Raw genomic sequence first — 25,423 nt, 5'->3', positions numbered from 1 at the left:
ACAAAACTAATTATGCTGCAAAACATCCGAATCGTACTGGTCGAAACATCGCACACCGGCAATATGGGCTCTGTCGCCCGCGCTATGAAAACCATGGGTTTAACCAATCTGTGGCTGGTCAATCCGCTGGTTAAACCAGACTCGCAGGCCATTGCACTGGCAGCAGGGGCGAGCGACGTGATCGGCAATGCTCAGATCGTCGATACCCTTGATGAAGCGCTGGCGGGCTGTAGCCTGGTCGTCGGCACCAGCGCTCGTTCACGTACGCTGCCGTGGCCGATGCTCGATCCGCGCGAATGCGGCCTTAAAAGCGTTGCTGAAGCCCAGCAGGCGCCGATCGCTCTGGTGTTTGGCCGTGAACGCGTTGGCCTGACCAACGACGAGCTGCAGAAGTGTCATTACCACGTGGCGATTGCCGCGAACCCGGAATACAGCTCCCTGAACCTGGCGATGGCGGTGCAGGTTATTGCTTACGAAGTGCGTATGGCATGGCTGGCGACCCAGGAAAAAGGCGTCACCCCGGAGCAGGAAGAAGACGCCGCGTATCCGCTGGTGGACGATTTAGAGCGTTTCTACGAACATCTTGAGCAAACGCTGCTGACGACGGGCTTTATTCGCGCGTCGCATCCAGGCCAGGTGATGAACAAGCTGCGCCGTCTGTTTACCCGCGCCCGCCCGGAAACGCAGGAGCTGAACATTCTGCGCGGGATGCTGGCGTCGATTATTGAGCAGAAGAATAAGCAACAGTAACGCCTGATTGCCCGGCTGCGCTTCGCTTGAGCGGGCCGACGTTCTGGTCAGTCGGGTGAGCAAAGCGCCACCCGACAAGGCTTAGAGCGCACATAAGGCTAAATACTTGACTAAAACAGTCAAGTAAATAGTTGACCAATTTAGTCGGGAATGTCAGACTTGGCCCTGCTATGCAATACCCCCCATTTTACAATAAAAAACCCCGGGCAGGGGCGAGTTTGAGGTTAAGTAAGACATGAGACTGACATCTAAAGGGCGTTATGCTGTGACCGCGATGCTGGACGTTGCGCTCAACTCTGAATCGGGCCCGGTTCCGTTGGCTGATATTTCTGAACGTCAGGGTATTTCCCTCTCTTATCTGGAACAGCTGTTCTCCAGATTGCGTAAAAATGGACTGGTTTCCAGCGTTCGCGGCCCAGGCGGCGGATATCTGCTGGGTAAAGACGCGGGCAGTATTGCAGTTGGCGAAGTCATTAGTGCTGTTGATGAGTCTGTTGATGCGACCCGTTGCCAGGGCAAAGGCGGCTGCCAGGGCGGCGATAAATGCCTGACCCACGCGCTGTGGCGCGATCTGAGCGACCGTCTGACCGGCTTCCTGAATAACATCACCCTCGGTGAACTGGTTAATAACCAGGAAGTTATGGAAGTGTCTGGCCGCCAGCATAATCACGAAAACCAACGCAGCACCCGCGCGCAAGACGCAATCGACGTTAAACTGCGCGCGTAAAAAAACGATAAGATTTTTCGAATCAGGCCGGGGCACCCGTTGCCCCGTGTACTCGGCCGTACATCCAGCCGGTTAGCCTGATTCCTTGCATTGAAGCGATGTACGGAGTTTATAGAGCAATGAAATTACCGATCTATCTCGATTACTCCGCAACCACGCCGGTGGACCCGCGTGTTGCCGAGAAAATGATGCAGTGTCTGACCCTGGACGGAAACTTTGGTAACCCAGCTTCCCGTTCTCACCGTTTTGGCTGGCATGCTGAAGAGGCGGTTGATATCGCCCGTAATCAGATTGCTGAGCTGGTTGGCGCCGACCCGCGTGAAATTGTTTTCACCTCCGGTGCAACTGAATCCGACAACCTGGCGATCAAAGGCGCTGCCAACTTCTATCAGAAAAAAGGCAAGCACATTATCACCAGCAAAACCGAACATAAAGCCGTGCTGGACACCTGTCGCCAGCTCGAGCGTGAAGGTTTTGACGTCACCTATCTCGCCCCTCAGAGCAACGGTATTATCGACCTGAAAGAGCTCGAAGCGGCCATGCGTGACGACACCATTCTGGTGTCTATCATGCACGTTAACAACGAAATCGGCGTGGTTCAGGATATCGCGACTATCGGCGAACTCTGCCGTGCGCGCGGCATCATCTATCACGTTGACGCGACCCAGAGCGTGGGCAAACTGCCTATCGATCTGAGCCAGCTGAAAGTGGACCTGATGTCCTTCTCCGGCCACAAAATTTATGGCCCGAAAGGTATCGGCGCGCTGTACGTTCGTCGTAAACCACGTATCCGCATCGAAGCACAGATGCACGGCGGCGGTCATGAGCGCGGCATGCGTTCAGGAACTCTGCCTGTTCACCAGATCGTGGGCATGGGCGAAGCCTACCGTATCGCGAAAGAAGAGATGGAAAGCGAGATGGCGCGCCTGCGCACGCTGCGTAACCGTCTGTGGGACGGCGTGAAAGATATGGAAGAAGTCTATCTGAACGGCGATCTCGAGCAGGGCGCTCCGAACATTCTCAACGTCAGCTTCAACTATGTTGAAGGCGAATCGCTGATTATGGCGCTGAAAGACCTCGCGGTCTCTTCCGGTTCTGCCTGTACTTCTGCAAGCCTCGAGCCATCCTACGTGCTGCGTGCACTGGGCATGACCGACGAGCTGGCACACAGTTCTATCCGTTTCTCTTTAGGTCGCTTCACTACCGAAGAAGAGATTGACTACACCATCAAGCTGGTTCGTAACTCCATTGGCCGTCTGCGTGACCTTTCTCCACTGTGGGAAATGTTCAAACAGGGCGTGGATCTGAACAGCATTGAATGGTCACATCACTAATCGGTACGAAGGAGAATTCAACATGGCTTACAGCGAAAAAGTTATTGATCATTACGAGAACCCACGCAACGTTGGCTCTTTCGACAACAGCGACGAAAGCGTTGGTAGCGGCATGGTTGGCGCGCCAGCGTGTGGCGACGTGATGAAGTTGCAGATTAAAGTCAACAATGAAGGTATCATTGAAGACGCGCGTTTCAAGACTTACGGTTGCGGTTCTGCTATCGCTTCCAGCTCCCTGGTCACCGAGTGGGTGAAGGGCAAGTCTCTGGACGAAGCACAGGCAATTAAAAATACCGATATTGCTGACGAACTCGAACTGCCACCGGTGAAAATTCACTGCTCTATTCTGGCAGAAGACGCGATCAAAGCCGCTATTGCGGATTACAAAAGCAAACGTGAAGCGAAATAAGAAGAGTTGAGGTTTTGTTATGTCGATTACCCTTAGCGACAGCGCTGCCGCGCGAGTAAGCGCCTTTCTGGCGAACCGTGGTAAAGGCTTTGGCCTGCGACTGGGCGTACGTACCTCCGGCTGTTCCGGGATGGCTTATGTACTGGAATTTGTTGACGCACCGGCGACTGATGACACCGTGTTTGAAGACAAAGGCGTGAAGGTAGTAGTCGATGGCAAGAGCCTGCAATTCCTCAACGGCACTCAGCTGGACTTCGTCAAAGAAGGCCTGAACGAAGGGTTTAAATTCACTAACCCGAACGTAAAAGACGAGTGCGGTTGCGGCGAAAGCTTCCACGTTTAACTGCGCGTTAACCGAAACCCCACCGTGGCCTGGCTACGTGTGGGGTTTGTTCTAACTGGCTAACCCTGAGATTGTTATGGATTACTTCACCCTCTTCGGGTTGCCCGCCCAGTACCCGATCGATATCCAGGCCCTGACGGTTCGTTTTCAGGATCTGCAACGTCAATTCCATCCTGATAAATTTGCCAGCGGGTCCCAGGCGGAGCAACTGGCTGCCGTTTCGCAGTCAGCCACCATTAATCAAGCGTGGCAAACGCTGCGCAGCCCCTTAGCGCGTGCGGAATATCTGCTCTCGCTGCACGGTTTTGATCTGGCAAGTGAACAACACACGGTACGCGACACCGCTTTCCTGATGGAACAGCTGGAGCTTCGCGAAGAGCTGGATGAGATCGAACAAGCGAAAGACGAAGTGCGTCTTGAAAGCTTCATCAAACGGGTGAAAGCGATGTTCGATACCCGCCATCAGCAGATGGTTGAACAACTGAATAACGAGACGTGGGACGTGGCTGCAGATACTGTACGCAAGCTGCGTTTTCTCGATAAACTGCGAAGCAGTGCTGAACAACTCGAAGAAAAGCTGCTCGATTTCTGATTTTGGAAGCTTAACATGGCCTTATTACAAATTAGTGAGCCTGGTCTAAGCGCCGCACCGCACCAGCGTCGTCTGGCGGTGGGCATTGATTTAGGCACCACCAATTCCCTCGTAGCGACCGTACGCAGCGGCCAGGCGGAAACGCTGGCAGACGCCGAAGGGCGTCATCTGCTGCCCTCTGTCGTTTACTACCAGCAGCAGGGCCATTCGGTGGGATATGACGCGCGCGCCAATGCCGCGAAAGATCCGGCCAATACCATCAGCTCGGTAAAACGGATGATGGGCCGCTCGCTGGCCGATATTCAAACGCGTTACCCGCATCTGCCTTATCAGCTGCAGGCCAGTGTTAACGGCCTGCCGATGATTGCCACCGACGCCGGGTTGCTCAACCCGGTTCGCGTCTCTGCCGATATCCTTAAAGCGCTCGCGGCGCGCGCGACCGAGACGCTCGAAGGCGAACTGGATGGCGTTGTTATCACCGTGCCAGCCTATTTTGACGACGCCCAGCGTCAGGGCACGAAAGACGCTGCGCGTCTGGCGGGCCTGCATGTGCTGCGCTTGCTCAACGAACCAACCGCTGCGGCGATTGCTTACGGTCTCGATTCCGGTCAGGAAGGGGTGATTGCCGTTTACGATCTCGGCGGCGGCACCTTTGATATTTCCATTCTTCGCCTCAGCCGTGGCGTATTTGAAGTGCTGGCAACCGGCGGCGACTCAGCCCTCGGCGGCGATGACTTCGACCACCTGCTGGCGGATTACATTCGCGAGCAGGCGGGAATTCCCGATCGCAGCGACGTGCGCGTTCAGCGCGAACTGCTGGATGCCGCTATCGACGCCAAAATTGCGCTTAGCGATGCCCAGTCTGTCACCGTTGACGTGGCGGGATGGCGTGGCGAAATCACCCGCGAGCAGTTCAACGAACTGATTGCTGCGCTCGTAAAACGCACGCTGCTGGCCTGCCGTCGTGCGCTCAAAGACGCCAACGTCGACGCGAGCGAAGTGCTGGAAGTGGTGATGGTCGGCGGCTCAACGCGCGTACCGCTGGTGCGTGAACGCGTGGGCGAATTCTTTGGCCGCACGCCGCTCACCTCCATCGACCCGGATAAAGTGGTGGCGATTGGGGCCGCGATTCAGGCGGATATTCTGGTCGGTAACAAGCCGGACAGCGAAATGCTGCTGCTCGATGTGATTCCGCTTTCTCTGGGGCTGGAAACCATGGGTGGCCTGGTCGAGAAAGTGATCCCCCGTAACACCACCATTCCCGTGGCGCGCGCGCAGGAGTTCACCACTTTCAAAGATGGCCAGACTGCGATGTCTATCCACGTGATGCAGGGCGAGCGCGAGCTGGTCCAGGATTGCCGTTCGCTGGCGCGCTTCGCGCTGCGCGGTATTCCTGCGCTGCCAGCAGGCGGGGCGCATATCCGCGTCACCTTCCAGGTGGATGCCGATGGTCTGCTCAGCGTCACGGCGATGGAAAAATCGACCGGCGTGGAGTCATCCATCCAGGTGAAACCGTCTTACGGTCTGACCGACGGCGAAATCGCCTCCATGATTCAGGATTCAATGAGCTATGCCGAACAGGATGTGAAGGCACGTATGCTGGCGGAACAGAAAGTGGAAGCCGCGCGCGTGCTGGAAAGTCTGGAAGGCGCACTCACTGCCGATGCCGCGCTGTTAAGTGCCGCAGAGCGCCAGGCCATTGACGACGCCGTTGCGCAGCTACGCGCAGTGGCGGTTGGCGATGACGCTGACGCAATAGAACAAGCGATTAAAAACGTTGATAAACAAACCCAGGATTTCGCCGCTCGCCGCATGGACCAGTCTGTCCGTGTCGCGCTGAAAGGCCAGTCCGTGGACGAGGTTTAATATGCCAAAGATTGTTTTTCTGCCTCATGCGGACCTCTGTCCGGATGGCGCAGTTCTGGAAGCTGAGACCGGCGAAACCATCCTCGACGTTGCCCTGCGCAACGGTATCGAAGTGGAACACGCCTGTGAAAAATCCTGTGCCTGCACCACCTGCCACTGCATCGTGCGTGAAGGTTTTGACTCCCTCGCGGAAAGCACCGAAGACGAAGACGACATGCTGGATAAAGCATGGGGTCTGGAGCCAGACAGCCGTTTAAGCTGCCAGGCGCGCGTCACCGATGAAGACCTGGTGGTCGAAATCCCGCGTTACACTATCAACCATGCGCGTGAGCATTAACAGGGGGTAGTATGGGACTGAAGTGGACCGACAGCCGCGAAATCGGCGAGGCGCTGTACGACGCCAACCCGGATCTGGATCCGAAGACCGTACGATTCACCGATATGCATCAGTGGATCTGCGATCTGAAAGATTTTGACGATGATCCCAGCGCATCCAATGAAAAAATTCTGGAGGCGATTCTGTTAGTCTGGTTAGATGAAGCAGACGTTTAACAGAAAGAAAGATCATACGGGCTGCCTTCTGGCGGCCCGTTTGCTCGTTGCGAATAAGGAAAAATAAAATGACCGAAGCGATGAAAATTACGCTCTCTACACAGCCTGCTGACGCACGCTGGGGCGACAAAGCCACCTACAGCATTAACAATGACGGCATCACCCTTCACCTGAACGATTCCGACGATTTGGGTCTGATCCAGCGCGCCGCGCGTAAAATTGACGGCCTGGGCATCAAGCACGTCACTCTGGCCGGAGAAGGCTGGGACACGGATCGCAGCTGGGCATTCTGGGCGGGTTACAAAGGCCCGAAAGGCACCCGTAAAGTCGAGTGGGCAAACCTCGACGAACCCGCGCAGAAAGAGCTGGAAAACCGTCTGACCATCATCGACTGGGTGCGCGACACCATTAACGCTCCGGCGGAAGAGCTGGGCCCTGAACAGCTGGCGCAGCGCGCAGTCGATCTGCTGTGCAAAGTCGCAGGCGATAAAATGTCTTATCGCATCACCAAAGGTGAAGATCTGCGCGAGCAAAACTACATGGGGATTCACACTGTAGGGCGCGGCTCTGAGCGACCACCGGTGCTGCTGGCTCTCGATTTCAACCCGACCGGCGACAAAGAAGCGCCGGTTTACGCGTGTCTGGTCGGCAAAGGCATTACCTTTGATACCGGCGGTTACAGCCTGAAGCAGAGCGCGTTTATGGACTCGATGAAGTCCGACATGGGCGGCGCGGCAACCATTACCGGCGCACTGGCATTCGCCATCACGCGTGGTCTGAACAAGCGCGTAAAACTGTACCTGTGCTGCGCAGACAACATGGTGAGCGGTAATGCGTTCAAGCTGGGCGATATCATTCGCTACCGTAACGGTAAAAATGTCGAAGTGATGAACACCGACGCCGAAGGCCGTCTGGTGCTGGCGGATGGTCTGATTGATGCCTCTGCGCAGAAACCTGAGCTGATCATCGATATGGCGACCCTGACAGGTGCGGCGAAAACCGCTCTGGGTAACGACTATCACGCACTGTTCAGCTTCGACGACAAACTGGCCGCACGCCTGCTGGCGAGTGCCGCCGCTGAGAACGAACCTTTCTGGCGTCTGCCGCTGGCGGAATTCCACCGCAGCCAACTGCCGTCTAACTTTGCCGAGCTGAACAACACCGCAAGCGCAGCGTATCCGGCTGGCGCAAGCACCGCCGCAGGCTTCCTGTCCCACTTCGTTGAGAACTATCACGAAGGCTGGCTGCACATTGACTGCTCCGCCACCTACCGCAAAGCGGGTGTGGAACAGTGGTCTGCGGGTGCTACCGGTCTGGGTGTGCGTACGATTGCGAATTTATTGACTGCTGAGTAGTCGTCCTGCCGGGTGGCGTAGCCGCTGCCCGGCCTACAAACCCCGCAGGCCCGTGCAAGCGCTGCGCCGCCGGGCGATTAACGTAACGAAACTATGTCCGAAACCAAAAACGAATTAGAAACTCTGCTGGAGCAGGCGGCCACTGAGCCAGCCCACCGTCCGGCATTTTTCCGCACCCTGCTGGAGTCCACCGTCTGGGTTCCGGGAACGGCGGCTGAAGGCGAGCAGGTTGTGGAAGACAGCGCGCTGGATCTGCTGCACTGGGAAAAAGACGACGGCACGTCTGTTATCCCGTTTTTCACCTCGCTGGAAGCCCTGCAGCAAGCGGTGGAAGACGAACAGGCGTTTGTCGTCATGCCCGTGCGCACGCTGTTTGAAATGACGCTCGGTGAAACGCTCTTCCTCAATGCAAAACTGCCGACCGGGAAAGAGTTTACTCCGCGTGAAATCAGCCATCTGATTGGCGAAGAGGGCAACCCGCTTAGCACGCAGGAAGTGCTGGAGGGTGGCGAAACGCTGCTGTTGTCTGAAGTGGCTGAGCCTCCGGCGCAGATGATCGACTCTCTGACCACTCTGTTCAAAACCATCAAGCCGGTGAAACGCGCGTTTCTGTGCTCTATCAAAGAGAGCGCAGAAGAACAGCCCGTGCTATTGATTGGGATTGAAGCCGATGGTGACATCGACGAGATCATTCAGGCGGCGGGAAGCGTTGCGACCGACACGCTGCCGGGCGATGAGCCGATTGATATCTGTCAGGTCGTGAAAGGTGAGAAGGGCATTAGCCACTTTATTACCGAGCACATCACGCCGTTCTATGAACGTCGCTGGGGCGGATTCCTGCGCGATCTGAAAACTACCCGTATTATTTAATATTCTCGGGGTGAGCACTCACCCCGTTGCTTCCAGCAGTAACAAATCCATCAGCAAAACCAGATTCGATTCAAATGACGTCACGCCTGCGGCCTCGGCGGCATAATGCACGGCTTCGTCATACAGGGCGAAATGCAAATCCGCCATCCCGGCAAGCGTATTCGCTGACGCGCGGGTAAAGGCAATCACCGTCATGCCGACGTTTTTGGCGATCCGCGCTTTATCCAGCACCTGCTCTGTTTCACCGCTGCGCGACACTGCGATAAACACCTGATAGCGCGCGGCGTTGCTCAGAAAAATATTCCGGCTGTCGCCCGGCCCGGAGATAAAGGCCGTTTTGCCCAGCACCTGCAGCTTTTTCGTCAGGTACTCCGCGAACAAATAGGAAAACCCGGCGCCGTAGAGAAAGAAACTCTCTTTCTCGCGCAGCAGCGTGGCAAACTGACGGCGCTTCTCTTCCGTGACCCACTGAAACGTCTGCTGATAGTTGGCGATAAACTGGCTGAACAGGGCGGGCAGGTGAGGCAAATCCTGCGCCTGTGCCGCAATGTGCGGTGTGTCGGTCAGCAGCTGTTTGCAGTGCCAGATAAACTCGCTAAAACCGCTAAACCCCAGCTTCTGACACAGGCGCATAATAGTGGCCGTCGAGACAAAGGTCGCCTGCGCCAGCTCGCGTACCGTGATATTGCCCACCAGCAGCGGATGCTCCGTGAGATGGGCCAGGACGCGATATTCCGCGCGGGTCAGGGACTCCCCGCGCGTCAGCAGTGTTGCCAGTCGGTTATCCATTACTGAGCAGGTTCAATCGGCAGATCGTCCCTGGCGCCCCATTCGCTCCACGCACCGTCGTACAGGGTCACGTCGGTCACGCCGAGCGTTGCCAGCGCCAGAATCACCACGCAGGCGGTCACGCCGGAGCCACAGCTGGCAACCACAGGCTTATGCAAATCCACCCCCTGGCGGGCAAAAATCTCGCTCAGTTCATCGGTGGTTTTCAGCTCGCCTTCAAATACCAGATCGCCCCACGGCACGTTGAGTGCGCCGGGAATGTGTCCGCGTTTCAGGCCTGGACGGGGTTCATCAGCCTGGGCTGCAAAGCGTGGCGCCGGTCGGGCATCGACAATTTGCGCCGTTTTCTCGTGGCTCACCAGCAGAACGTCGGTGAGACGTTTCACGGCGTTTGGGTCCAGCGTCGCGTCAAAGTCGCCTTCCGGCAGAGCGACATCCCCTTGCTGAAGTGGCAGTTCATTGCGCTGCCAGCCTGCCAGGCCACCGGCCAGAATAGACACATTCTCTACGCCGAAGGTTTTCAGCATCCACCACGCGCGCGGAGCGGAGAACAGATTGCCCTCATCGTAAACCACCAGATGTTTATCGCGGCTCACGCCCAGCTCACGCATGGCCACGGCAAAGGCCTCCGGGCGCGGCATCATATGGGGCAGGGGAGAGGTGTGATCGGAGAGGGCTTCGATATCAAAAAAGACCGCGCCCGGAAGATGTCCGGCGCGGTATTCAGCGGGAACGTCGCGATGCTCCTGCCCTGGCGGGGCCATGCGCGCGTCGAGGATTTGCACTTCCGGGTCGTCGCTATGTTCGAGAAGCCAGTCGGCTGCGACAAAATATGAGGTGGACATGGGTGCCTCCATTTTTTCCTTAAAAAAGGATTGTCGGTGTTTTATCTGACACCGACAAGCAAACCACGTTCAACTCGCGAGCAACCCCCTATTTTTTCACCGCTTCGCCGTCCTGCCAGGCTTTTTGCAGCGCGGGCCAGTAGTCGCGGTTGGCCTCGATCATCTCATCGAGAATGGCTTTTGCATGTTCCATCGTCGGCACGGTGCGGTTCAGGGTGAATGCCTGCAGCGCCTTTTCGTAGCTGCCTTCGATGGTCGCTTCCACCAGCAGTTGCTCAGAGGCGAGCTGTTGTTGCAGCAACGTCTGATGGAACAGTGGCACCTGGCCCACGCGGATCGGCTCAGGCCCTTCGGAGGTGATATAGGCCGGGACTTCCACTACCGCGTCGTAAGGCAGGTTGGTGATCGCCCCCCGGTTTTCGACCATCACCAGATGGCGCTGACGCAGGTTGAACGCCAGCGAACGGGCCACATCGACAATAAACTCGCCGTGCACGCCGACGTGGAAGGCATCGGACAAAATCCCGGTACGTTTGTACTCTTCGGCGGCGGCAAACAGCTTTTTCTCGCGCCCGTTCATCACTTCGTTGGCACGGGTATAATCCGGGTTTTGATGCTCAACAATCTGATTTGGCATCAGGTAATACTGCAGATACGGGTTCGGCAGATATTCCGGGAAGTTATCCATGATCGGCTTGATGTTGCGCCAGGTTTTCACCCACGAGGGATCTGAGTGCTGCGGGTCGGTTTTGGCTGCATCTTCCGTCAGCAGGCCATATTTTGCGATGTGGCGGCGCAGCTCCGGCAATCTGTCCACGCCATCGACCAGCACGCGAGTAAACCAGCCGAAGTGGTTCAGGCCGAAATAGTCCACTTCCAGCTTGTGACGATCGACGCCCAGAATCGCGCCCATATTACGCATCGCTGCCACCGGCATATCGCAGATATTCAGCACGCGGGCGTTAGGACGCAGGCGACGTACGCCTTCAGCCACAATTGCCGCCGGGTTGGAGTAGTTCACGATCCACGCTTTCTCGTGTGCGTATCGCTCTACCAGATCGATCAGTTCGACCATCGGCAAAATTGTCCGTAGCCCGTATGCCAGCCCGCCAGGGCCGCAGGTTTCCTGACCGACGACGCCGTGGCGCAGGGGGATCTTCTCGTCCTGCTCGCGCATTTTATACTGACCAACGCGCATCTGGGCGAACACAAAATGGGCACCACTGAAGGCCACTTCCGGGTCGTGCGTCACGGTGAATTTAATGCTCTGGCTGTGGTCGCGAATCACTTTCTCGACCACGGGCGCGATGGTGTCCTGGCGCGCGGCGTCGATGTCGTAGAGGCGGATTTCCGCCAGCGGGAAATCCTGCAGCTGGACCATCAGGCTTTTCACAATGCCGGGTGTGTAGGTGCTGCCACCACCGGCAATGGAGAGAATAAAGGGAGGTTTAAACATGTTTGGCTCCTTCAGAGAAACGTCTCAACGGCTTCTCGCATTTTTTTGACGTGCAGCCCGTAGACCACCTGAACGTTGTTACCTTGTTTGATAATTCCTTTTGCACCCGTCGCCTTGAGCCGTGGCTCATCGATGATGCCGACATCTTTCACGGTGACGCGCAGTCGGGTGTAGCAGTTATCCACCACTTCAATATTTTCTCGCCCGCCGAGACCGACCACGATGGACTCGCCCAGCCCGTCGTTGCTGCCTTTCGCCTGATACTCCTGCTTGCTGTACAGACGAGTTTCCTGTTCGTTGTCCTCACGGCCCGGTGTTTTCATGTTGAAACGCAGGATCAGGAAGCGGAACACGATGAAATAGAGCGCGAACATAATCAGCCCGACGACGATATACATCGGCCAGTTGGACTTCTCTGTGCCCAGCGGCAGGTTGTAGAGAATGAAATCGATAATGCCGTTGGCGCCGATGGCATGAACGCCAAACAGATAGAACAGCATCATGCCAATCCCGGTCAGCACCGCATGCACCACAAACAGCAGCGGGGCGACAAACAGGAAGGAGAATTCGAGCGGTTCGGTTACGCCGACCAGCAGCGAAGTCAGCGCCGCCGGGATCAGGATGGCTTTCGCCAGCGCTTTGCGCTCCGGTCGGGCGGTCATATACATCGCCAGCGCTGCGGCAGGCAGGCCGAACATTTTGCTTATTCCGCGTGCATCCCATACGACCGTGCTGCTGAGCTGTTTCACTTCCGGGCAGGCCATTTCGGCGAAGTAGATATTCCGTGCGCCCTGATAGACGGTGCCGCACACCTCCTGCGTCCCGCCCAGTTCGGTGTACAGGAACGGCGTATAGACCAGGTGATGCAGACCGGTTGGCACCAGGATGCGCTCAAGGAAACCGTAAATTGCCACGCCAAACGGACCAGAACCTTTAATGGCTAATGCCATGGCGCTAATGCCATGCTGGGCAAAGGGCCACAGCTCGCTCATCACCACGCCAAGCAGCATCGACACGGGCAGCATGATAATCGCCACGAAACAGTGCCCGGAGTAGATCGCCATAGCGCCATTAAACTGTACGCCAGAGTATTTGTTGTACAGATATCCCGACAGGGCACCGGTCAGAATACCGGCGAAAACGCCCATCTCCAGAACCTGCACGCCTAATACCATGCTCTGTCCGGCGGCTTTCATCTGATCGGCGGGGGCGAGATGCCCTTGTAGCTGGAGCGTCACATTCATGGCGTTGATAAACACCACAAAAGTCACCAGACCGATAAGCGCCGCGTAACCTTTGTCCCGCGTGGCGAGGCCAACAGGAATGCCCACTGCAAAGACCAGCGCAAGATTGACCAGCACCGAGACCGCAGATTTAGCAATCAGCTGGCCAATGTGTTGAATCAGAGGATGGCCGAGAAACGGCACATACTCGGCAAGATTACCGTTACCCAGCACGTTGCCGAAGGCGATAAACAGCCCGACAATCGGTAAGATAAGTACCGGTCCGTACAGTGATTTTCCGAAATTTTGTAGGGCGTTCACGGCTCGTTTCATGGCTATCTCTCTTAGTGAACCGCGCACTCAGCGTGCGTCTAAGATGTAAACTAGCAGGTGATCTGTCTGGATATCTAGCTATCTTATTGTTTTAAAAACAAATGACGCTAAAGGTTACATGTAACCTTTAGCACTGTGATCTGAACGATGATCGGTATCGCAGCCGCAGGAGAGTCGGGAGCAATCTGCGAGGCGCTTTCCAGATTCTAAGATTGGACTTTTGTATTCGTGAAACTTGCGGATAATACTTATTCGGATGACGACTAACAGGCTCCACGGACCAGGGATAAAGGATGACACCGTTTCGCTTAGCTGCGCTTTCGCTCGCGCTTCTCACCACGTTTACACTCGTTGGTTGCGATAACAACGACGATAAACCTCAGGCGGCCGCACCCGCGGCTTCCACCACCACATCAGAAGCGCCCGCCAAACCGGATGCGGATAAGCTCGCGAAACTCGCCGCGCAGAGTGAGAGCAAAGCGCTCACGCTGCTCGATGCCTCGGAAGTTCAGCTCGATGGCGCATCCACTCTGGTTCTGACGTTTTCGGTTCCGCTCAACCCCGATCAGGATTTTGCCCGCACGGTTCACGTCGTCGATAAAAAGAGCGGCAAAGTGGACGGTGCCTGGGAGCTCGCGCCAAATCTGAAAGAGCTGCGCCTGCGCCATCTGGAGCCGAATCGCAATCTGGTGGTCACCGTGGAGCGCGATTTGCAGGCGTTGAACAAAGCGACCTTTGGCATCGACTACGAAAAAGCGATCACCACTCGGGATATTGAACCGACTGTCGGCTTTGCCAGCCGGGGTTCGCTCCTGCCGGGGAAAGTGGTCGAAGGCCTGCCGGTGATGGCGCTGAACGTCAACAACGTGGATGTAAACTTTTACCGCGTGAAGCCGGAATCGCTGGCGTCATTTGTGAGCCAGTGGGAGTACCGTAACTCCCTGAGCAACTGGGAATCGGATAATCTGCTTAAGATGGCCGAGCTGGTCTATACCGGGCGCTTCGATCTCAATCCGGCGCGCAATACCCGCGAAAAACTGCTGCTGCCGCTGCGCGATATCAAACCGTTGCAGCAGTCCGGCGTCTATATCGCGGTGATGAATCAGGCGGGGCATTACAACTACAGCAATGCTGCCACGCTCTTCACCCTCAGTGACGTGGGCTTGTCTGCGCACCGCTATCACAATCGTCTCGATATCTTCACTCAGAGCTTAGAGAACGGCGCGGCACAGTCCGGTGTTGAAGTCCTGCTGCTGAATGACAAAGGCCAGACGCTGGCGCAGGGCACCAGCGATGGCGACGGCCATGCAAAACTCGAAACGGACAAAGAGGCGGCGCTGATTCTGGCCCGTAAAGACGGCCAGACGACGCTACTGGATCTTAAACTCCCGGCGCTGGACCTGGCGGAATTTGATATCGCAGGCGGGCCTGGTTATAGCAAGCAGTTCTTTATGTTTGGCCCGCGCGATCTCTATCGTCCCGGGGAGACCGTGATCCTCAACGGTCTGCTGCGCGACAGCGACGGCAAACCGCTGGCCGATCAGCCTGTGAAGCTGGAAGTGCTGCGCCCGGATGGGCAGGTGGCGCGAACCGTCGTCAGCCAGCCTGAAAATGGTCTTTATCGCTTCAACTATCCACTGGAAAGCGGCGCGCAGACCGGCATGTGGCATGTGCGCGCGAATACGGGCGACAATCAGCAGCGTTTGTGGGATTTCCACGTCGAAGATTTCATGCCAGAACGTATGGCACTGAATCTGACCGGGCAGAAAACGCCGGTTTCGGTACAGGATGAGGTCAATTTCGACGTTGTCGGCTACTACCTGTACGGCGCACCGGCTAACGGCAACAGTCTGCAGGGCCAGCTTTTCCTGCGTCCGCTGCGTGAAGCGGTCAGCGCGTTGCCGGGATTCCAGTTCGGTGATATTGCGGAAGAGAATCTCAGCCGCAGCCTCGATGAAGTGCAATTGACGCTGAATGAGCAGGGGCGCGGTCAGGTTGCCACGGAAAGCCAGTGGAAGGAGGTGCACTCTCCGCTGCAGTTGATTCTGCAGGCCAGCCTGCTGGAGTCTGGTGGTAGGCCGATCACGCGCCGTGCAGAGCAGGCCATCTGGCCTGCTGCTGCGCTGCCGGGTATCCGCCCTCAGTTCGCCAGCAAAGCGGTGTATGACTATCGCACGGACACCACGGTAAACCAGCCGATTGTCGATGAAAACGGTAACGCCAGTTTTGACATTGTTTATGCCGACGCCAGCGGCGCGAAAAAAGCCGTATCGGATCTTCAGGTACGCCTGATCCGCGAGCGCCGCGACTATTACTGGAACTGGTCTGAAAGCGACGGCTGGTTGTCTCAGTTCGATCAGAAAGATCTGGTGGAGGGCGAGCAGGCACTGACGCTCAAGGCCGACGAAACGGGCAAAGTGACCTTCCCCGTTGAGTGGGGCTCTTACCGTCTGGAAGTCAAAGCCCCTGACGATATGGTCAGCAGCGTGCGTTTCTGGGCCGGTTACAGCTGGCAAGATAACAGTGACGGCACCGGGGCCGCGCGCCCTGACCGCGTCATGCTGAAACTCGACAAACCCGCTTATCAGCCAGGTGACACCATTAAACTGCATGTTGCAGCACCGGCAGCGGGTAAAGGCTACGCGATGATCGAGTCCAGCGAAGGTCCGCTGTGGTGGAAAGAGATCGACGTCCCGGCGAACGGGCTGGACCTCTCCATTCCGGTCGATAAAGCCTGGAAGCGTCACGATCTTTACCTCAGCACGCTGGTGGTACGTCCGGGAGATAAATCCAAATCCGCCACGCCGAAACGTGCGGTGGGTATTCTGCATCTGCCGATGGGTGATGAAAATCGTCGACTCACGCTGGCCCTGGATACACTACAGAAAATTCGCCCGAATCAGTCGCTGTCAGTGAAGGTCAAAGCCAGCGTGAAAGACGGCAGTGTGCCACAGAAAGTGAACGTGCTGGTGTCCGCTGTCGATAGCGGCGTTCTGAACATTACCGATTATGTCACGCCCGATCCGTGGGAAGCGTTCTTTGGTCAGAAGCGTTACGGCGCGGATATCTACGATATTTACGGTCAGGTGATTGAAGGCCAGGGAAGGATGGCGGCACTGCGCTTTGGTGGTGACGGCGATGAGCTGAAACGCGGCGGTAAACCGCCGGTGAATCATGTCACCATTATTGCCCAGCAGGCGCAGCCTGTGGCGCTGGATGACAATGGCGAAGGGACGATTACTCTGCCGATTGGCGACTTCAACGGCGAGCTGCGCGTCATGGCGCAGGCCTGGACGGCGGATGATTTTGGTAGCAGCGAGGGCAAAGTGATTGTTGCGGCGCCGGTGATTACCGAACTCAACACGCCACGCTTCCTGGCCAGTGGTGACTCAACAAGGCTGACGCTGGATCTGACTAACCTCACCGACAAACCGCAGACGCTGAACGTCGCGTTGAGCGCATCGGGATTGATGGAGCTCGAAGGCGCACAACCGCAGCCCGTTCAGCTTGAACCGGGCACGCGAACCACGCTGTTTGTTCCGGTGAGAGCCCTGGACGGTTACGGTGACGGCGAAATCACCGCGCAGGTGACTGGCCTTCAGTTGCCAGGAGAAACTTTCGCACCGCAGAACAAGAGCTGGAAAATTGGCGTGCGTCCGGCTTTCCCTGCACAGACGGTGAATACGGGAACCATGCTAAACCCAGGCGAAAGCTGGACGGCACCGGCTCAGCACATCACGGGATTCTCACCGGCTACCCTGCAAGGTCAACTGCTGCTCAGCGGTAAACCACCGCTGAACCTGGCGCGTTATATCCGCGAATTGCAGGCCTATCCATACGGTTGCCTGGAACAAACCGCAAGCGGCCTGTTCCCGTCGCTCTATACCAACGCGGCGCAGCTGACTGCGCTCGGCATCAAAGGCGATACGGATGACAAACGCCGTGCGGCGATTGATATCGGCATCTCCCGTTTGCTGCAAATGCAGCGTGATGACGGCGGTTTTGCCCTCTGGGATAAAAATGGCCCGGAAGAGTATTGGCTGACGGCCTACGTCACCGATTTCCTGGTCCGTGCGGGTGAGCAGGGTTACAGCGTTCCGGCCGAGGCGGTGAACAATGCCAACAATCGTCTTCTGCGCTATCTGCAGGATCCTGGCATGATGTCTATTCGCTACAGCGATGATACGCAGGCGAGTAAATTTGCAGTTCAGGCCTATGCGGCACTGGTACTGGCTCGCCAGCAAAAAGCACCGCTGGGTGCACTGCGTGAAATCTGGGAGCGTCGTGCGCAGACCGGTTCGGGTCTGCCGTTGATGCAGCTGGGGATGGCGTTGAAACTGATGGGCGATGCGCCACGCAGCCAGCAGGCGCTGGATCTGGCCTTGAAAACCTCGCGCAGTGACAGCAAAAACTGGATGGCGGATTACGGCAGCCCATTGCGTGACAACGCCCTGATGCTCTCCCTGCTGGAAGAGTACAAACTGCTGCCGGATGCGCAGAACACGCTGCTGAATACGTTGTCTCAGCAGGCGTTCAGCCAGCGCTGGCTCTCAACACAGGAAAGCAACGCGCTGTTCCTGGCCGGTCGTTTATTGCCGACACTTTCAGGCACCTGGCAGGCAACCACCAGCCTCTCGGATAAAGCGCTGAGCGGCGATAAGGCTCAGACACAAAATGTGAGTGGCGATCAGTTGGGCGCATTGCAGGTCACCAACAGTGGCACCACGCCGCTGTGGGTCCGTCTCGACAGCACGGGCTATCCGGATTATGCCCCGGAGCCATCGTCCAACGTTCTGCAAATCGAGCGTCATATTCTCGCCACCGATGGCAGCAGCAAATCGCTCTCTTCTCTGAAAAGCGGTGAACTGGTGCTGGTGTGGCTGGAAGTGAAGGCAAATCAGAATGTCCCGGATGCGCTGGTGGTCGATTTACTTCCGGCAGGACTTGAGCTAGAAAACCAGAACCTGGCCAGCAGCAGCGCCAGCCTTCAGGATAGCGGCAGCGAAGTGCAGAATCTGCTCAACCAGATGCAGCAGGCGGACATTCAGCATATGGAATTCCGCGACGACCGCTTTGTTGCTGCGGTGCCCGTGAACGAAGGGCAGCCTGTGACGCTGGTGTATCTGGCTCGTGCCGTTACTCCGGGAACGTATCAGGTTCCGGTACCGATGGTTGAATCCATGTATGTTCCGCAATGGCGGGCAACGGGCGCAGCAAGCGGCCCGCTGATTGTTGTTCCATAAGGTGACGTTATCTCGACTCATTCGCTCCCGTTGGCTTTGGCTGGCGGGAGCGATTCTTATTGTATGGGCGCTGATTGTTGTCGCCGATCGCCTGTGGCCGTTGCCTTTAAAAGAGGTCAATCCTGCACGGGTGGTGGTCGATGAGAAAGGTACACCCCTCTGGCGTTTTGCCGATAACGATGGGATCTGGCGCTATCCGGTCACCATTGAAGATGTCTCTCCGCGCTACCTCGAAGCCCTGATCCAGTATGAAGATCGCTGGTTCTGGGATCATCCCGGCGTTAATCCGTTCTCCGTTTTGCGTGCAGCCTGGCAGGATCTGAGTTCCGGTAAAGTGGTTTCGGGCGGCAGTACCCTTACCATGCAGGTGGCACGACTGCTTGATCCGCATCCACGTACTTTTGGCGGTAAAGTGCGTCAGCTATGGCGGGCGATGCAGCTCGAATGGCACCTGTCAAAACGCGAGATCCTCACGCTCTATCTCAACCGTGCTCCCTTTGGGGGGACGTTACAGGGCGTCGGTGCGGCCAGCTGGGCCTATCTCGGGAAATCACCGGCGCAGTTAAGCTACTCAGAGGCTGCGTTGCTGGCGGTTCTTCCCCAGGCACCGAGCCGTCTGCGTCCGGACCGCTGGCCAGAGCGCGCGGAGGCCGCGCGTAATAAAGTGCTAGAGCGCATGGTGACGCAGAGCGTCTGGAGTGCGCAGCAGGTTAAAGAGTCGCGTGAAGAGCCGGTCTGGCTTGCTCCCCGGCAAATGCCGCAGCTGGCTCCGCTATTTTCCCGCATGATGCTGAGTAAAAGTCGCGACAACAAAATTGTCACTACGCTGGATGCTTCGCTGCAACGTCAGATGGAAGAGCTGGCGATGAACTGGAAATCCAGGCTTCCGCCGCGTAGCTCACTGGCGATGATCGTTGTTGATCACACCACAATGAAAGTACGCGGTTGGGTTGGCTCAGTGGATATCAATGATGACAGTCGTTTTAGTCATGTCGATATGGTGAGCGCGATCCGATCGCCGGGATCGGTGCTGAAACCCTTTGTCTACGGAATGGCACTCGATGAAGGCCTGATCCATCCCGCCTCGTTGTTACAGGATGTTCCGCGGCGCACGGGAGATTACCGACCGGGTAACTTCGACAGCGGTTTTCACGGCCCCGTCAGCATGAGCGAGGCGCTGGTGCGCTCCCTGAACCTTCCCGCCGTGCAAGTGCTGGAAGCTTATGGCCCAAAACGTTTCACCGGAATGCTGAGCAATGTCGGTTTACGCCTGATCCTTCCGCCTGGCGCGCAGCCTAATTTATCGCTGATCCTGGGCGGTGCGGGGGCGCGGCTCTCAGAGATTACCGCCGCTTACAGCGCCTTTGCCCGTCAAGGGAAAGCGGGGCGGTTACGCCTGCAGCCGGGCGATCCGTTGATTGAGCGTCCGCTGCTCTCGCCTGGCTCGGCGTGGATCATTCGCCGAATTTTAGGCAACGAAGCGCAGCCGCTGCCGGATAGCGCACTGCCGCAGGTTGCACCGCTGGCGTGGAAAACCGGTACCAGCTATGGCTATCGTGATGCCTGGGCCATTGGCCTGAACGCGCGCTACATCATTGGGATCTGGACCGGACGCCCGGACGGGACACCCGTTGCCGGGCAGTTTGGATTCGCCAGCGCCGTGCCAGTGCTGAACCAGGTCAATAATATGCTGCAGTCGAGTTCAACGGTGGATGAAGGGCGCTTGCCGCGCGATCCGCGCCCGGCGTCGGTCAGTCGCGGTGTGATCTGCTGGCCCGGCGGGCAATCCCTGCCTGAAGGGAGTGAGAACTGCCGTCGCAGGCTCGCGACCTGGTTGCTTGACGGCAGTCAGCCGCCCACACTGTTATTGCCAGAGCAAGAGGGAATCCGCGGGATTCGCTTCCCGGTCTGGCTGGATAACCAGGGCAAACGCGTCGCGGCTGATTGCCCCGGCGCGCAGGAGAAAATCCTCGACGTCTGGCCGTTACCGCTTGAACCCTGGCTTCCTGCTTCTGAACGCCGGGCGGTACGCGTTCCGGCACCGTCAACCACCTGTCCTCCGCTGGCGCAAGATTCCCCTGCGCCGTTGATGCTCTCCGGTGTACGTGAGGGGGCATTGATCAAACGCCTGCCCGGTGAGTCACGCGTATCGCTGCCGCTACAGGCAATTGGCAGCGACAGTGAGCGCTGGTGGTTCCTGAATGGCGAACCGCTGAATGTGAAAGGGCGCGCTTACACTTTACAGCTTGATAAAGCAGGGGATTATCAGTTACTGGTAATGGATGAGACGGGGCAAGTCGCTACGGTCAATTTCACCCTGCAGTAGCGAAAAACCCATCCGGGATGTGAGCTGTTGCTAAAACTCGTCTTATTTTAAAAAAATGTTACGTTGAACCATAGGCAATGGCGTTTTTGCTCTCTATAATCCGCGCCATCTTATACAGACGTATGCAAAACAACAGAACATAACACAGAGGTTATCATGGCTATTGAACGTACTTTTTCCATCATCAAACCAAACGCGGTGGCAAAAAACGTTATTGGCAGCATCTTTGCTCGCTTTGAATCTGCAGGGTTCAAAATCGTTGGCACCAAAATGCTGCATCTGACCGTTGAACAGGCTCGCGGTTTCTACGCTGAGCACGACGGCAAACCTTTCTTCGATGGCCTGGTTGAGTTCATGACCTCCGGTCCAATCGTGGTTTCCGTACTGGAAAGCGAAAACGCAGTACAGCGTCACCGCGATCTGCTGGGTGCAACTAACCCGGCTAACGCACTGGCTGGCACTCTGCGTGCAGATTACGCTGACAGCTTCACCGAGAACGGCACCCACGGTTCCGACTCTGTAGAATCTGCTGCGCGCGAAATCGCTTACTTCTTCGCCGAAGGCGAAGTGTGCGCTCGTACCCGCTAATTCCTCAGGGAAGGGTATAAATTTGGTAAAAGTCGCGTGCAAACGTGGCATCCCTGCGCCAGACTTTGTACAATGCAACGCCCCGGAAGAGCAAAGCGCTCACCGGGGCGTTTCTTTTCAACCCTCCACGGGCCATAACGTGTAACAACGAGGCCGGAAAATATTATGTCTGAACTAGTTAACACCTCTGAAGTCGCCATTGCCGCGGTTCCTAATAAAAATGGAAAAATTAACCTGCTGGATCTGAACCGTCAGCAGATGCGCGAGTTTTTCAAAGAGATGGGCGAGAAGCCGTTTCGTGCCGATCAGGTCATGAAATGGATGTACCACTATTGCAGCGACAACTTTGATGACATGACTGACATCAACAAAGTGCTGCGTAACAAACTCAAAGAAGTCGCTGAAATCCGCGCACCGGAAGTGGTGGAAGAGCAGCGTTCTTCTGACGGCACTATCAAATGGGCGATTGCAGTTGGCGATCAGCGCGTTGAAACCGTGTACATCCCGGAAGAAGATCGCGCGACTCTGTGCGTCTCCTCTCAGGTTGGTTGTGCACTGGAGTGCAAATTCTGCTCGACGGCGCAGCAGGGCTTTAACCGTAACCTGCGCGTGTCTGAAATTATCGGCCAGGTATGGCGCGCGGCGAAAATCGTCGGCGCGGCAAAAGTGACCGGCACACGTCCTATCACCAACGTGGTGATGATGGGCATGGGCGAGCCACTGCTGAACCTGACCAACGTCGTTCCGGCGATGGAAATCATGCTTGATGACTTCGGCTTTGGTTTGTCCAAACGTCGCGTGACCCTCTCCACCTCTGGCGTTGTGCCTGCGCTGGATAAACTGGGCGACATGATTGACGTGGCGCTGGCGATCTCCCTGCATGCACCGAACGATGAAATTCGTGACGAAATTGTGCCGATCAACAAAAAGTACAATATCGAAACCTTCCTCGCGGGTGTGCGTCGCTACCTCGAAAAGTCCAACGCCAACCAGGGCCGCGTGACCATCGAATATGTGATGCTGGACCATGTGAATGACGAAACCGATCATGCGCATCAGTTGGCTGAATTGCTGAAAGACACGCCGTGCAAGATTAACTTGATCCCATGGAACCCGTTCCCGGGGGCGCCGTATGGCCGTAGTTCTAACAGCCGTATCGATCGTTTCTCCAAGGTACTGATGGAGTACGGTTTCACCACCATCGTGCGTAAAACCCGTGGTGATGATATCGATGCCGCCTGCGGCCAGCTGGCCGGTGATGTGATCGACCGTACCAAGCGTACGCTGCGTAAGCGCATGCAGGGTGAGGCGATTGAGGTCAAAGCTGTGTGATTCGTATGCGTCGCGGTGCAGGTTTGTACCGTGACGCATTAGCTTACTGAATATTCAGCCACGTAGATTGTGATTGCTGAATAATTACGGTGCGTTTCAGACGACTTTAAGGCAGTATGTAACGTCGCAACAACAGTTTAGCCTCATGAGTAGCGCTGCACTGTCAACTAAAGCCGGACAGTCTTATACTAACTGTCTGTCTAAGGTTAAATGACCAGAAGTTTCGCGGTGCGGGTGGCATTGTGACTCACCGGCGCCTGAACCCTAATTTACACGTACCAGTAAGTAGTTGTAGCGAATGAATACTGAAGCCACTCACGACCAAAATGAAGCACTCTCCACGGGCGTTCGTCTTCGCAATGCCCGTGAACAACTCGGACTCAGCCAGCAAGCTGTTGCAGAACGCTTGTGCCTGAAGGTTTCCACGGTTCGCGATATTGAAGAAGACAAGGCTCCGGCCGATCTTGCTTCAACGTTTCTGCGTGGTTACATCCGCTCTTATGCAAAACTGGTGCATATCCCTGAAGAAGAACTGTTGCCAATGATGGAAAAACAGGCACCGGTACGTGCGGCGAAAGTCGCGCCGATGCAGACCTTCTCTCTGGGCAAACGTCGCAAAAAACGTGATGGCTGGCTGATGAGCTTTACCTGGCTGGTACTGTTTGTGGTGATTGGTCTGACGGGCGCATGGTGGTGGCAAAACCACAAAGCGCAGCAGGAAGAGATCACCACGATGGCTGACCAGTCCTCTGCCGAGCTAAACAATTCCGGTAACGACGGCGCGCAAAGCGTGCCGTTAAACACCGACAGCAGCGCCACTTCCGGCGAACCGCAAACTGCTGCTACCGATTCTCAGGCTGTTGAACCTGCCCAAACGCCAGCGCCGGCCACCACACCGGACCAGACGACAGCGCAAAATGCTGTTGTGGCACCGTCTCAGGCGAATGTGGATAACGCTCCAGCGGCGGCGACATCTGCCGCTACGGCGAACACTACACAGCCGCTGCCAACCGACCAGGCTGGCGTCGCAGGGGCAACCACTGCCGATCCTAACGCGCTGGTGATGAACTTCTCTGCCGACTGTTGGCTGGAAGTGACGGATGCAACAGGTAAAAAACTGTTCAGTGGCCTGCAGCGTAAAGATGGCACATTAAATCTAACCGGTCAGGCTCCGTATAAGCTTAAAATCGGTGCTCCGGCTGCGGTGCAGATCCAGTATCAAGGAAAACCTGTCGATCTGAGCCGTTTTATCAGAACTAACCAGGTTGCGCGTCTTACCGTTAATGCCGAACAATCAGCAGCACAGTAACAGGCGAGTAACGCGGGAGACTTTTCATGCATAATCAGGCTCCGATTCAACGTAGAAAATCTAAGCGGATTTACGTTGGGAATGTGCCGATTGGTGATGGTGCACCCATTGCCGTTCAGTCGATGACCAACACCCGTACCACGGATGTTGAGGCGACGGTCAATCAAATCAAAGCATTAGAGCGCGTAGGTGCGGATATTGTCCGCGTCTCCGTGCCGACCATGGATGCCGCCGAGGCATTCAAACTCATCAAGCAGCAGGTTAATGTTCCGCTGGTTGCCGATATCCACTTCGATTACCGAATCGCGCTGAAAGTCGCGGAATATGGTGTGGATTGTCTGCGTATCAACCCAGGTAACATCGGCAGCGAAGAGCGTATTCGTTCGGTCGTTGACTGCGCCCGCGATAAAAATATTCCTATCCGCATCGGCGTTAACGCCGGATCGCTGGAAAAAGATCTGCAGGAAAAATACGGCGAACCGACGCCGCAAGCGCTGCTGGAATCAGCCATGCGCCATGTGGATCATCTCGATCGCCTCAACTTCGATCAGTTCAAAGTCAGTGTGAAAGCGTCTGATGTTTTCCTGGCCGTTGAATCCTATCGCCTGCTGGCGAAGCAAATCGATCAGCCGCTGCACCTTGGGATCACCGAAGCCGGTGGCTTACGCAGTGGTTCTGTGAAGTCGGCGATCGGCCTTGGGCTGCTGCTTTCCGAAGGGATCGGCGACACGCTGCGTGTCTCGCTGGCAGCCGATCCAGTGGAAGAGATTAAAGTCGGTTTCGACATTCTGAAATCCCTGCGCATTCGTGCTCGCGGGATCAACTTCATTGCGTGTCCAACCTGTTCGCGTCAGGAGTTTGACGTTATCGGTACGGTCAACGCGCTGGAGCAGCGTCTGGAAGATCTGATTACGCCGATGGATGTCTCTATTATCGGCTGCGTGGTGAACGGTCCTGGTGAAGCGCTGGTGTCAACGCTTGGCGTGACCGGCGGCAACAAGAAAAGCGGCCTCTATGAAGATGGGATCCGTAAAGACCGTCTGGACAATAACGACATGATCGATCAGCTGGAAGCCCGCATCCGCGCAAAAGCGACGATGCTGGACGAAGCCCAGCGCATCAGCATTCAGCAAGTTGAAAAATAACGTGATGGGAAGCGTCAGGCTTCCCATGTATGATTG

The 25,423-nt window shown here is 56.4% G+C and carries 21 protein-coding genes; 17 read left to right on the top strand and 4 right to left on the bottom strand.

The window, feature by feature from the left end; translation table 11 throughout:
* Positions 1-12: 12 nt before the first annotated feature.
* The 11 genes from trmJ (at position 13) to sseB (ending at position 8,798) form a co-directional block, all read left to right on the top strand.
* Positions 13-750 (top strand): tRNA (cytosine(32)/uridine(32)-2'-O)-methyltransferase TrmJ, encoded by a 738-nt coding sequence (gene trmJ, locus C0560_RS15040; protein ID WP_100779304.1) that lies wholly within the window; start codon positions 13-15, stop codon positions 748-750.
* 235 nt (positions 751-985) lie between these two features.
* Positions 986-1,477, top strand: coding sequence for a Fe-S cluster assembly transcriptional regulator IscR (gene iscR, locus C0560_RS15035; RefSeq protein ID WP_100779305.1), 492 nt, complete (start codon positions 986-988; stop codon positions 1,475-1,477).
* A gap of 119 nt (positions 1,478-1,596) precedes the next feature.
* Positions 1,597-2,811 carry an IscS subfamily cysteine desulfurase gene (locus C0560_RS15030; RefSeq protein ID WP_100779306.1) on the top strand — a complete coding sequence of 405 codons (1,215 nt, stop codon included), beginning with the start codon at positions 1,597-1,599 and terminating at the stop codon, positions 2,809-2,811.
* A 22-nt stretch (positions 2,812-2,833) separates the two neighbouring features.
* On the top strand, positions 2,834-3,220 hold the full coding sequence (gene iscU / locus C0560_RS15025) for a Fe-S cluster assembly scaffold IscU (RefSeq protein ID WP_005120408.1): 387 nt from the start codon (positions 2,834-2,836) through the stop codon (positions 3,218-3,220).
* A gap of 19 nt (positions 3,221-3,239) precedes the next feature.
* Positions 3,240-3,563 carry an iron-sulfur cluster assembly protein IscA gene (gene iscA / locus C0560_RS15020; RefSeq protein WP_100779307.1) on the top strand — a complete coding sequence of 108 codons (324 nt, stop codon included), beginning with the start codon at positions 3,240-3,242 and terminating at the stop codon, positions 3,561-3,563.
* A 76-nt stretch (positions 3,564-3,639) separates the two neighbouring features.
* Positions 3,640-4,155, top strand: a complete 516-nt coding sequence (hscB, locus tag C0560_RS15015; protein WP_102104982.1) for a co-chaperone HscB — start codon at positions 3,640-3,642, stop codon at positions 4,153-4,155.
* Positions 4,156-4,170: 15 nt separating this feature from the next.
* The gene (gene hscA, locus C0560_RS15010; protein ID WP_100779309.1) at positions 4,171-6,021 is read left to right on the top strand and encodes a Fe-S protein assembly chaperone HscA; all 1,851 of its coding nucleotides are present in this window, start codon (positions 4,171-4,173) and stop codon (positions 6,019-6,021) included.
* Between the two features lies 1 nt (position 6,022).
* Positions 6,023-6,358, top strand: coding sequence for an ISC system 2Fe-2S type ferredoxin (gene fdx / locus C0560_RS15005; RefSeq protein ID WP_100779310.1), 336 nt, complete (start codon positions 6,023-6,025; stop codon positions 6,356-6,358).
* 11 nt (positions 6,359-6,369) lie between these two features.
* Positions 6,370-6,573 carry a Fe-S cluster assembly protein IscX gene (gene iscX / locus C0560_RS15000; RefSeq protein ID WP_248858914.1) on the top strand — a complete coding sequence of 68 codons (204 nt, stop codon included), beginning with the start codon at positions 6,370-6,372 and terminating at the stop codon, positions 6,571-6,573.
* A gap of 68 nt (positions 6,574-6,641) precedes the next feature.
* Complete coding sequence (pepB, locus tag C0560_RS14995; RefSeq protein ID WP_248858911.1) at positions 6,642-7,928, top strand: aminopeptidase PepB; 1,287 nt, start codon at positions 6,642-6,644, stop codon at positions 7,926-7,928.
* A gap of 93 nt (positions 7,929-8,021) precedes the next feature.
* Positions 8,022-8,798, top strand: coding sequence for an enhanced serine sensitivity protein SseB (sseB, locus tag C0560_RS14990; RefSeq protein WP_100779313.1), 777 nt, complete (start codon positions 8,022-8,024; stop codon positions 8,796-8,798).
* Between the two features lie 18 nt (positions 8,799-8,816).
* Here the strand turns inward: sseB and C0560_RS14985 are convergent, their stop codons facing one another.
* The 4 genes from C0560_RS14985 to C0560_RS14970 all read right to left on the bottom strand — a co-directional run bounded on the left by C0560_RS14985 (position 8,817) and on the right by C0560_RS14970 (position 13,444).
* Positions 8,817-9,587, bottom strand: a complete 771-nt coding sequence (locus C0560_RS14985; protein WP_129035579.1) for a MurR/RpiR family transcriptional regulator — start codon at positions 9,585-9,587, stop codon at positions 8,817-8,819.
* Entirely contained in the window at positions 9,587-10,432 is an 846-nt protein-coding gene (sseA, locus tag C0560_RS14980) for a 3-mercaptopyruvate sulfurtransferase (RefSeq protein ID WP_181826661.1), read from the bottom strand. Before sseA ends, C0560_RS14985 begins: the two co-directional genes overlap by 1 nt.
* Before the next feature lie 88 nt (positions 10,433-10,520).
* Positions 10,521-11,888, bottom strand: coding sequence for a 6-phospho-alpha-glucosidase (locus C0560_RS14975; RefSeq protein WP_107703114.1), 1,368 nt, complete (start codon positions 11,886-11,888; stop codon positions 10,521-10,523).
* 11 nt (positions 11,889-11,899) lie between these two features.
* Entirely contained in the window at positions 11,900-13,444 is a 1,545-nt protein-coding gene (locus C0560_RS14970; RefSeq protein WP_248858909.1) for a PTS transporter subunit EIIC, read from the bottom strand.
* A 293-nt stretch (positions 13,445-13,737) separates the two neighbouring features.
* On the opposite strand from C0560_RS14970, the gene C0560_RS14965 reads away from it, so the two are divergent.
* The 6 genes from C0560_RS14965 to ispG all read left to right on the top strand — a co-directional run bounded on the left by C0560_RS14965 (position 13,738) and on the right by ispG (position 25,387).
* Positions 13,738-18,687, top strand: a complete 4,950-nt coding sequence (locus tag C0560_RS14965) for an alpha-2-macroglobulin (protein WP_248858907.1) — start codon at positions 13,738-13,740, stop codon at positions 18,685-18,687.
* Between the two features lies 1 nt (position 18,688).
* Complete coding sequence (pbpC, locus tag C0560_RS14960; protein ID WP_248858905.1) at positions 18,689-21,013, top strand: peptidoglycan glycosyltransferase PbpC; 2,325 nt, start codon at positions 18,689-18,691, stop codon at positions 21,011-21,013.
* A gap of 156 nt (positions 21,014-21,169) precedes the next feature.
* Complete coding sequence (gene ndk / locus C0560_RS14955; protein WP_095282894.1) at positions 21,170-21,601, top strand: nucleoside-diphosphate kinase; 432 nt, start codon at positions 21,170-21,172, stop codon at positions 21,599-21,601.
* Between the two features lie 165 nt (positions 21,602-21,766).
* Positions 21,767-22,933, top strand: a complete 1,167-nt coding sequence (locus C0560_RS14950) for a bifunctional tRNA (adenosine(37)-C2)-methyltransferase TrmG/ribosomal RNA large subunit methyltransferase RlmN (RefSeq protein ID WP_100779320.1) — start codon at positions 21,767-21,769, stop codon at positions 22,931-22,933.
* A 298-nt stretch (positions 22,934-23,231) separates the two neighbouring features.
* Positions 23,232-24,242 (top strand): cytoskeleton protein RodZ, encoded by a 1,011-nt coding sequence (rodZ, locus tag C0560_RS14945; RefSeq protein ID WP_248858904.1) that lies wholly within the window; start codon positions 23,232-23,234, stop codon positions 24,240-24,242.
* A 26-nt stretch (positions 24,243-24,268) separates the two neighbouring features.
* Positions 24,269-25,387, top strand: coding sequence for a flavodoxin-dependent (E)-4-hydroxy-3-methylbut-2-enyl-diphosphate synthase (ispG, locus tag C0560_RS14940; protein ID WP_100779322.1), 1,119 nt, complete (start codon positions 24,269-24,271; stop codon positions 25,385-25,387).
* Positions 25,388-25,423 lie beyond the last annotated feature (36 nt).

It is taken from the genome of Lelliottia sp. AC1, from assembly GCF_023278595.1.
Lineage (GTDB): Bacteria > Pseudomonadota > Gammaproteobacteria > Enterobacterales > Enterobacteriaceae > Enterobacter > Enterobacter nimipressuralis.
Note: the sequence above shows the minus strand (reverse complement) of the source record. Positions and strands in the feature narration are given on the sequence as shown.

Excerpts from the sequence above, each read along its gene's own strand:
- trmJ (WP_100779304.1), top strand. The coding sequence starts at position 13 with ATGCTGCAAAACATCCGAATCGTACTGGTCGAAACATCGCACACCGGC.
- iscR (WP_100779305.1), top strand. The coding sequence starts at position 986 with ATGAGACTGACATCTAAAGGGCGTTATGCTGTGACCGCGATGCTGGAC.
- C0560_RS15030 (WP_100779306.1), top strand. The coding sequence starts at position 1,597 with ATGAAATTACCGATCTATCTCGATTACTCCGCAACCACGCCGGTGGAC.
- iscU (WP_005120408.1), top strand. The coding sequence starts at position 2,834 with ATGGCTTACAGCGAAAAAGTTATTGATCATTACGAGAACCCACGCAAC.
- iscA (WP_100779307.1), top strand. The coding sequence starts at position 3,240 with ATGTCGATTACCCTTAGCGACAGCGCTGCCGCGCGAGTAAGCGCCTTT.
- hscB (WP_102104982.1), top strand. The coding sequence starts at position 3,640 with ATGGATTACTTCACCCTCTTCGGGTTGCCCGCCCAGTACCCGATCGAT.
- hscA (WP_100779309.1), top strand. The coding sequence starts at position 4,171 with ATGGCCTTATTACAAATTAGTGAGCCTGGTCTAAGCGCCGCACCGCAC.
- fdx (WP_100779310.1), top strand. The coding sequence starts at position 6,023 with ATGCCAAAGATTGTTTTTCTGCCTCATGCGGACCTCTGTCCGGATGGC.
- iscX (WP_248858914.1), top strand. The coding sequence starts at position 6,370 with ATGGGACTGAAGTGGACCGACAGCCGCGAAATCGGCGAGGCGCTGTAC.
- pepB (WP_248858911.1), top strand. The coding sequence starts at position 6,642 with ATGACCGAAGCGATGAAAATTACGCTCTCTACACAGCCTGCTGACGCA.
- sseB (WP_100779313.1), top strand. The coding sequence starts at position 8,022 with ATGTCCGAAACCAAAAACGAATTAGAAACTCTGCTGGAGCAGGCGGCC.
- C0560_RS14985 (WP_129035579.1), bottom strand. The coding sequence starts at position 9,587 with ATGGATAACCGACTGGCAACACTGCTGACGCGCGGGGAGTCCCTGACC.
- sseA (WP_181826661.1), bottom strand. The coding sequence starts at position 10,432 with ATGTCCACCTCATATTTTGTCGCAGCCGACTGGCTTCTCGAACATAGC.
- C0560_RS14975 (WP_107703114.1), bottom strand. The coding sequence starts at position 11,888 with ATGTTTAAACCTCCCTTTATTCTCTCCATTGCCGGTGGTGGCAGCACC.
- C0560_RS14970 (WP_248858909.1), bottom strand. The coding sequence starts at position 13,444 with ATGAAACGAGCCGTGAACGCCCTACAAAATTTCGGAAAATCACTGTAC.
- C0560_RS14965 (WP_248858907.1), top strand. The coding sequence starts at position 13,738 with ATGACACCGTTTCGCTTAGCTGCGCTTTCGCTCGCGCTTCTCACCACG.
- ndk (WP_095282894.1), top strand. The coding sequence starts at position 21,170 with ATGGCTATTGAACGTACTTTTTCCATCATCAAACCAAACGCGGTGGCA.
- C0560_RS14950 (WP_100779320.1), top strand. The coding sequence starts at position 21,767 with ATGTCTGAACTAGTTAACACCTCTGAAGTCGCCATTGCCGCGGTTCCT.
- rodZ (WP_248858904.1), top strand. The coding sequence starts at position 23,232 with ATGAATACTGAAGCCACTCACGACCAAAATGAAGCACTCTCCACGGGC.
- ispG (WP_100779322.1), top strand. The coding sequence starts at position 24,269 with ATGCATAATCAGGCTCCGATTCAACGTAGAAAATCTAAGCGGATTTAC.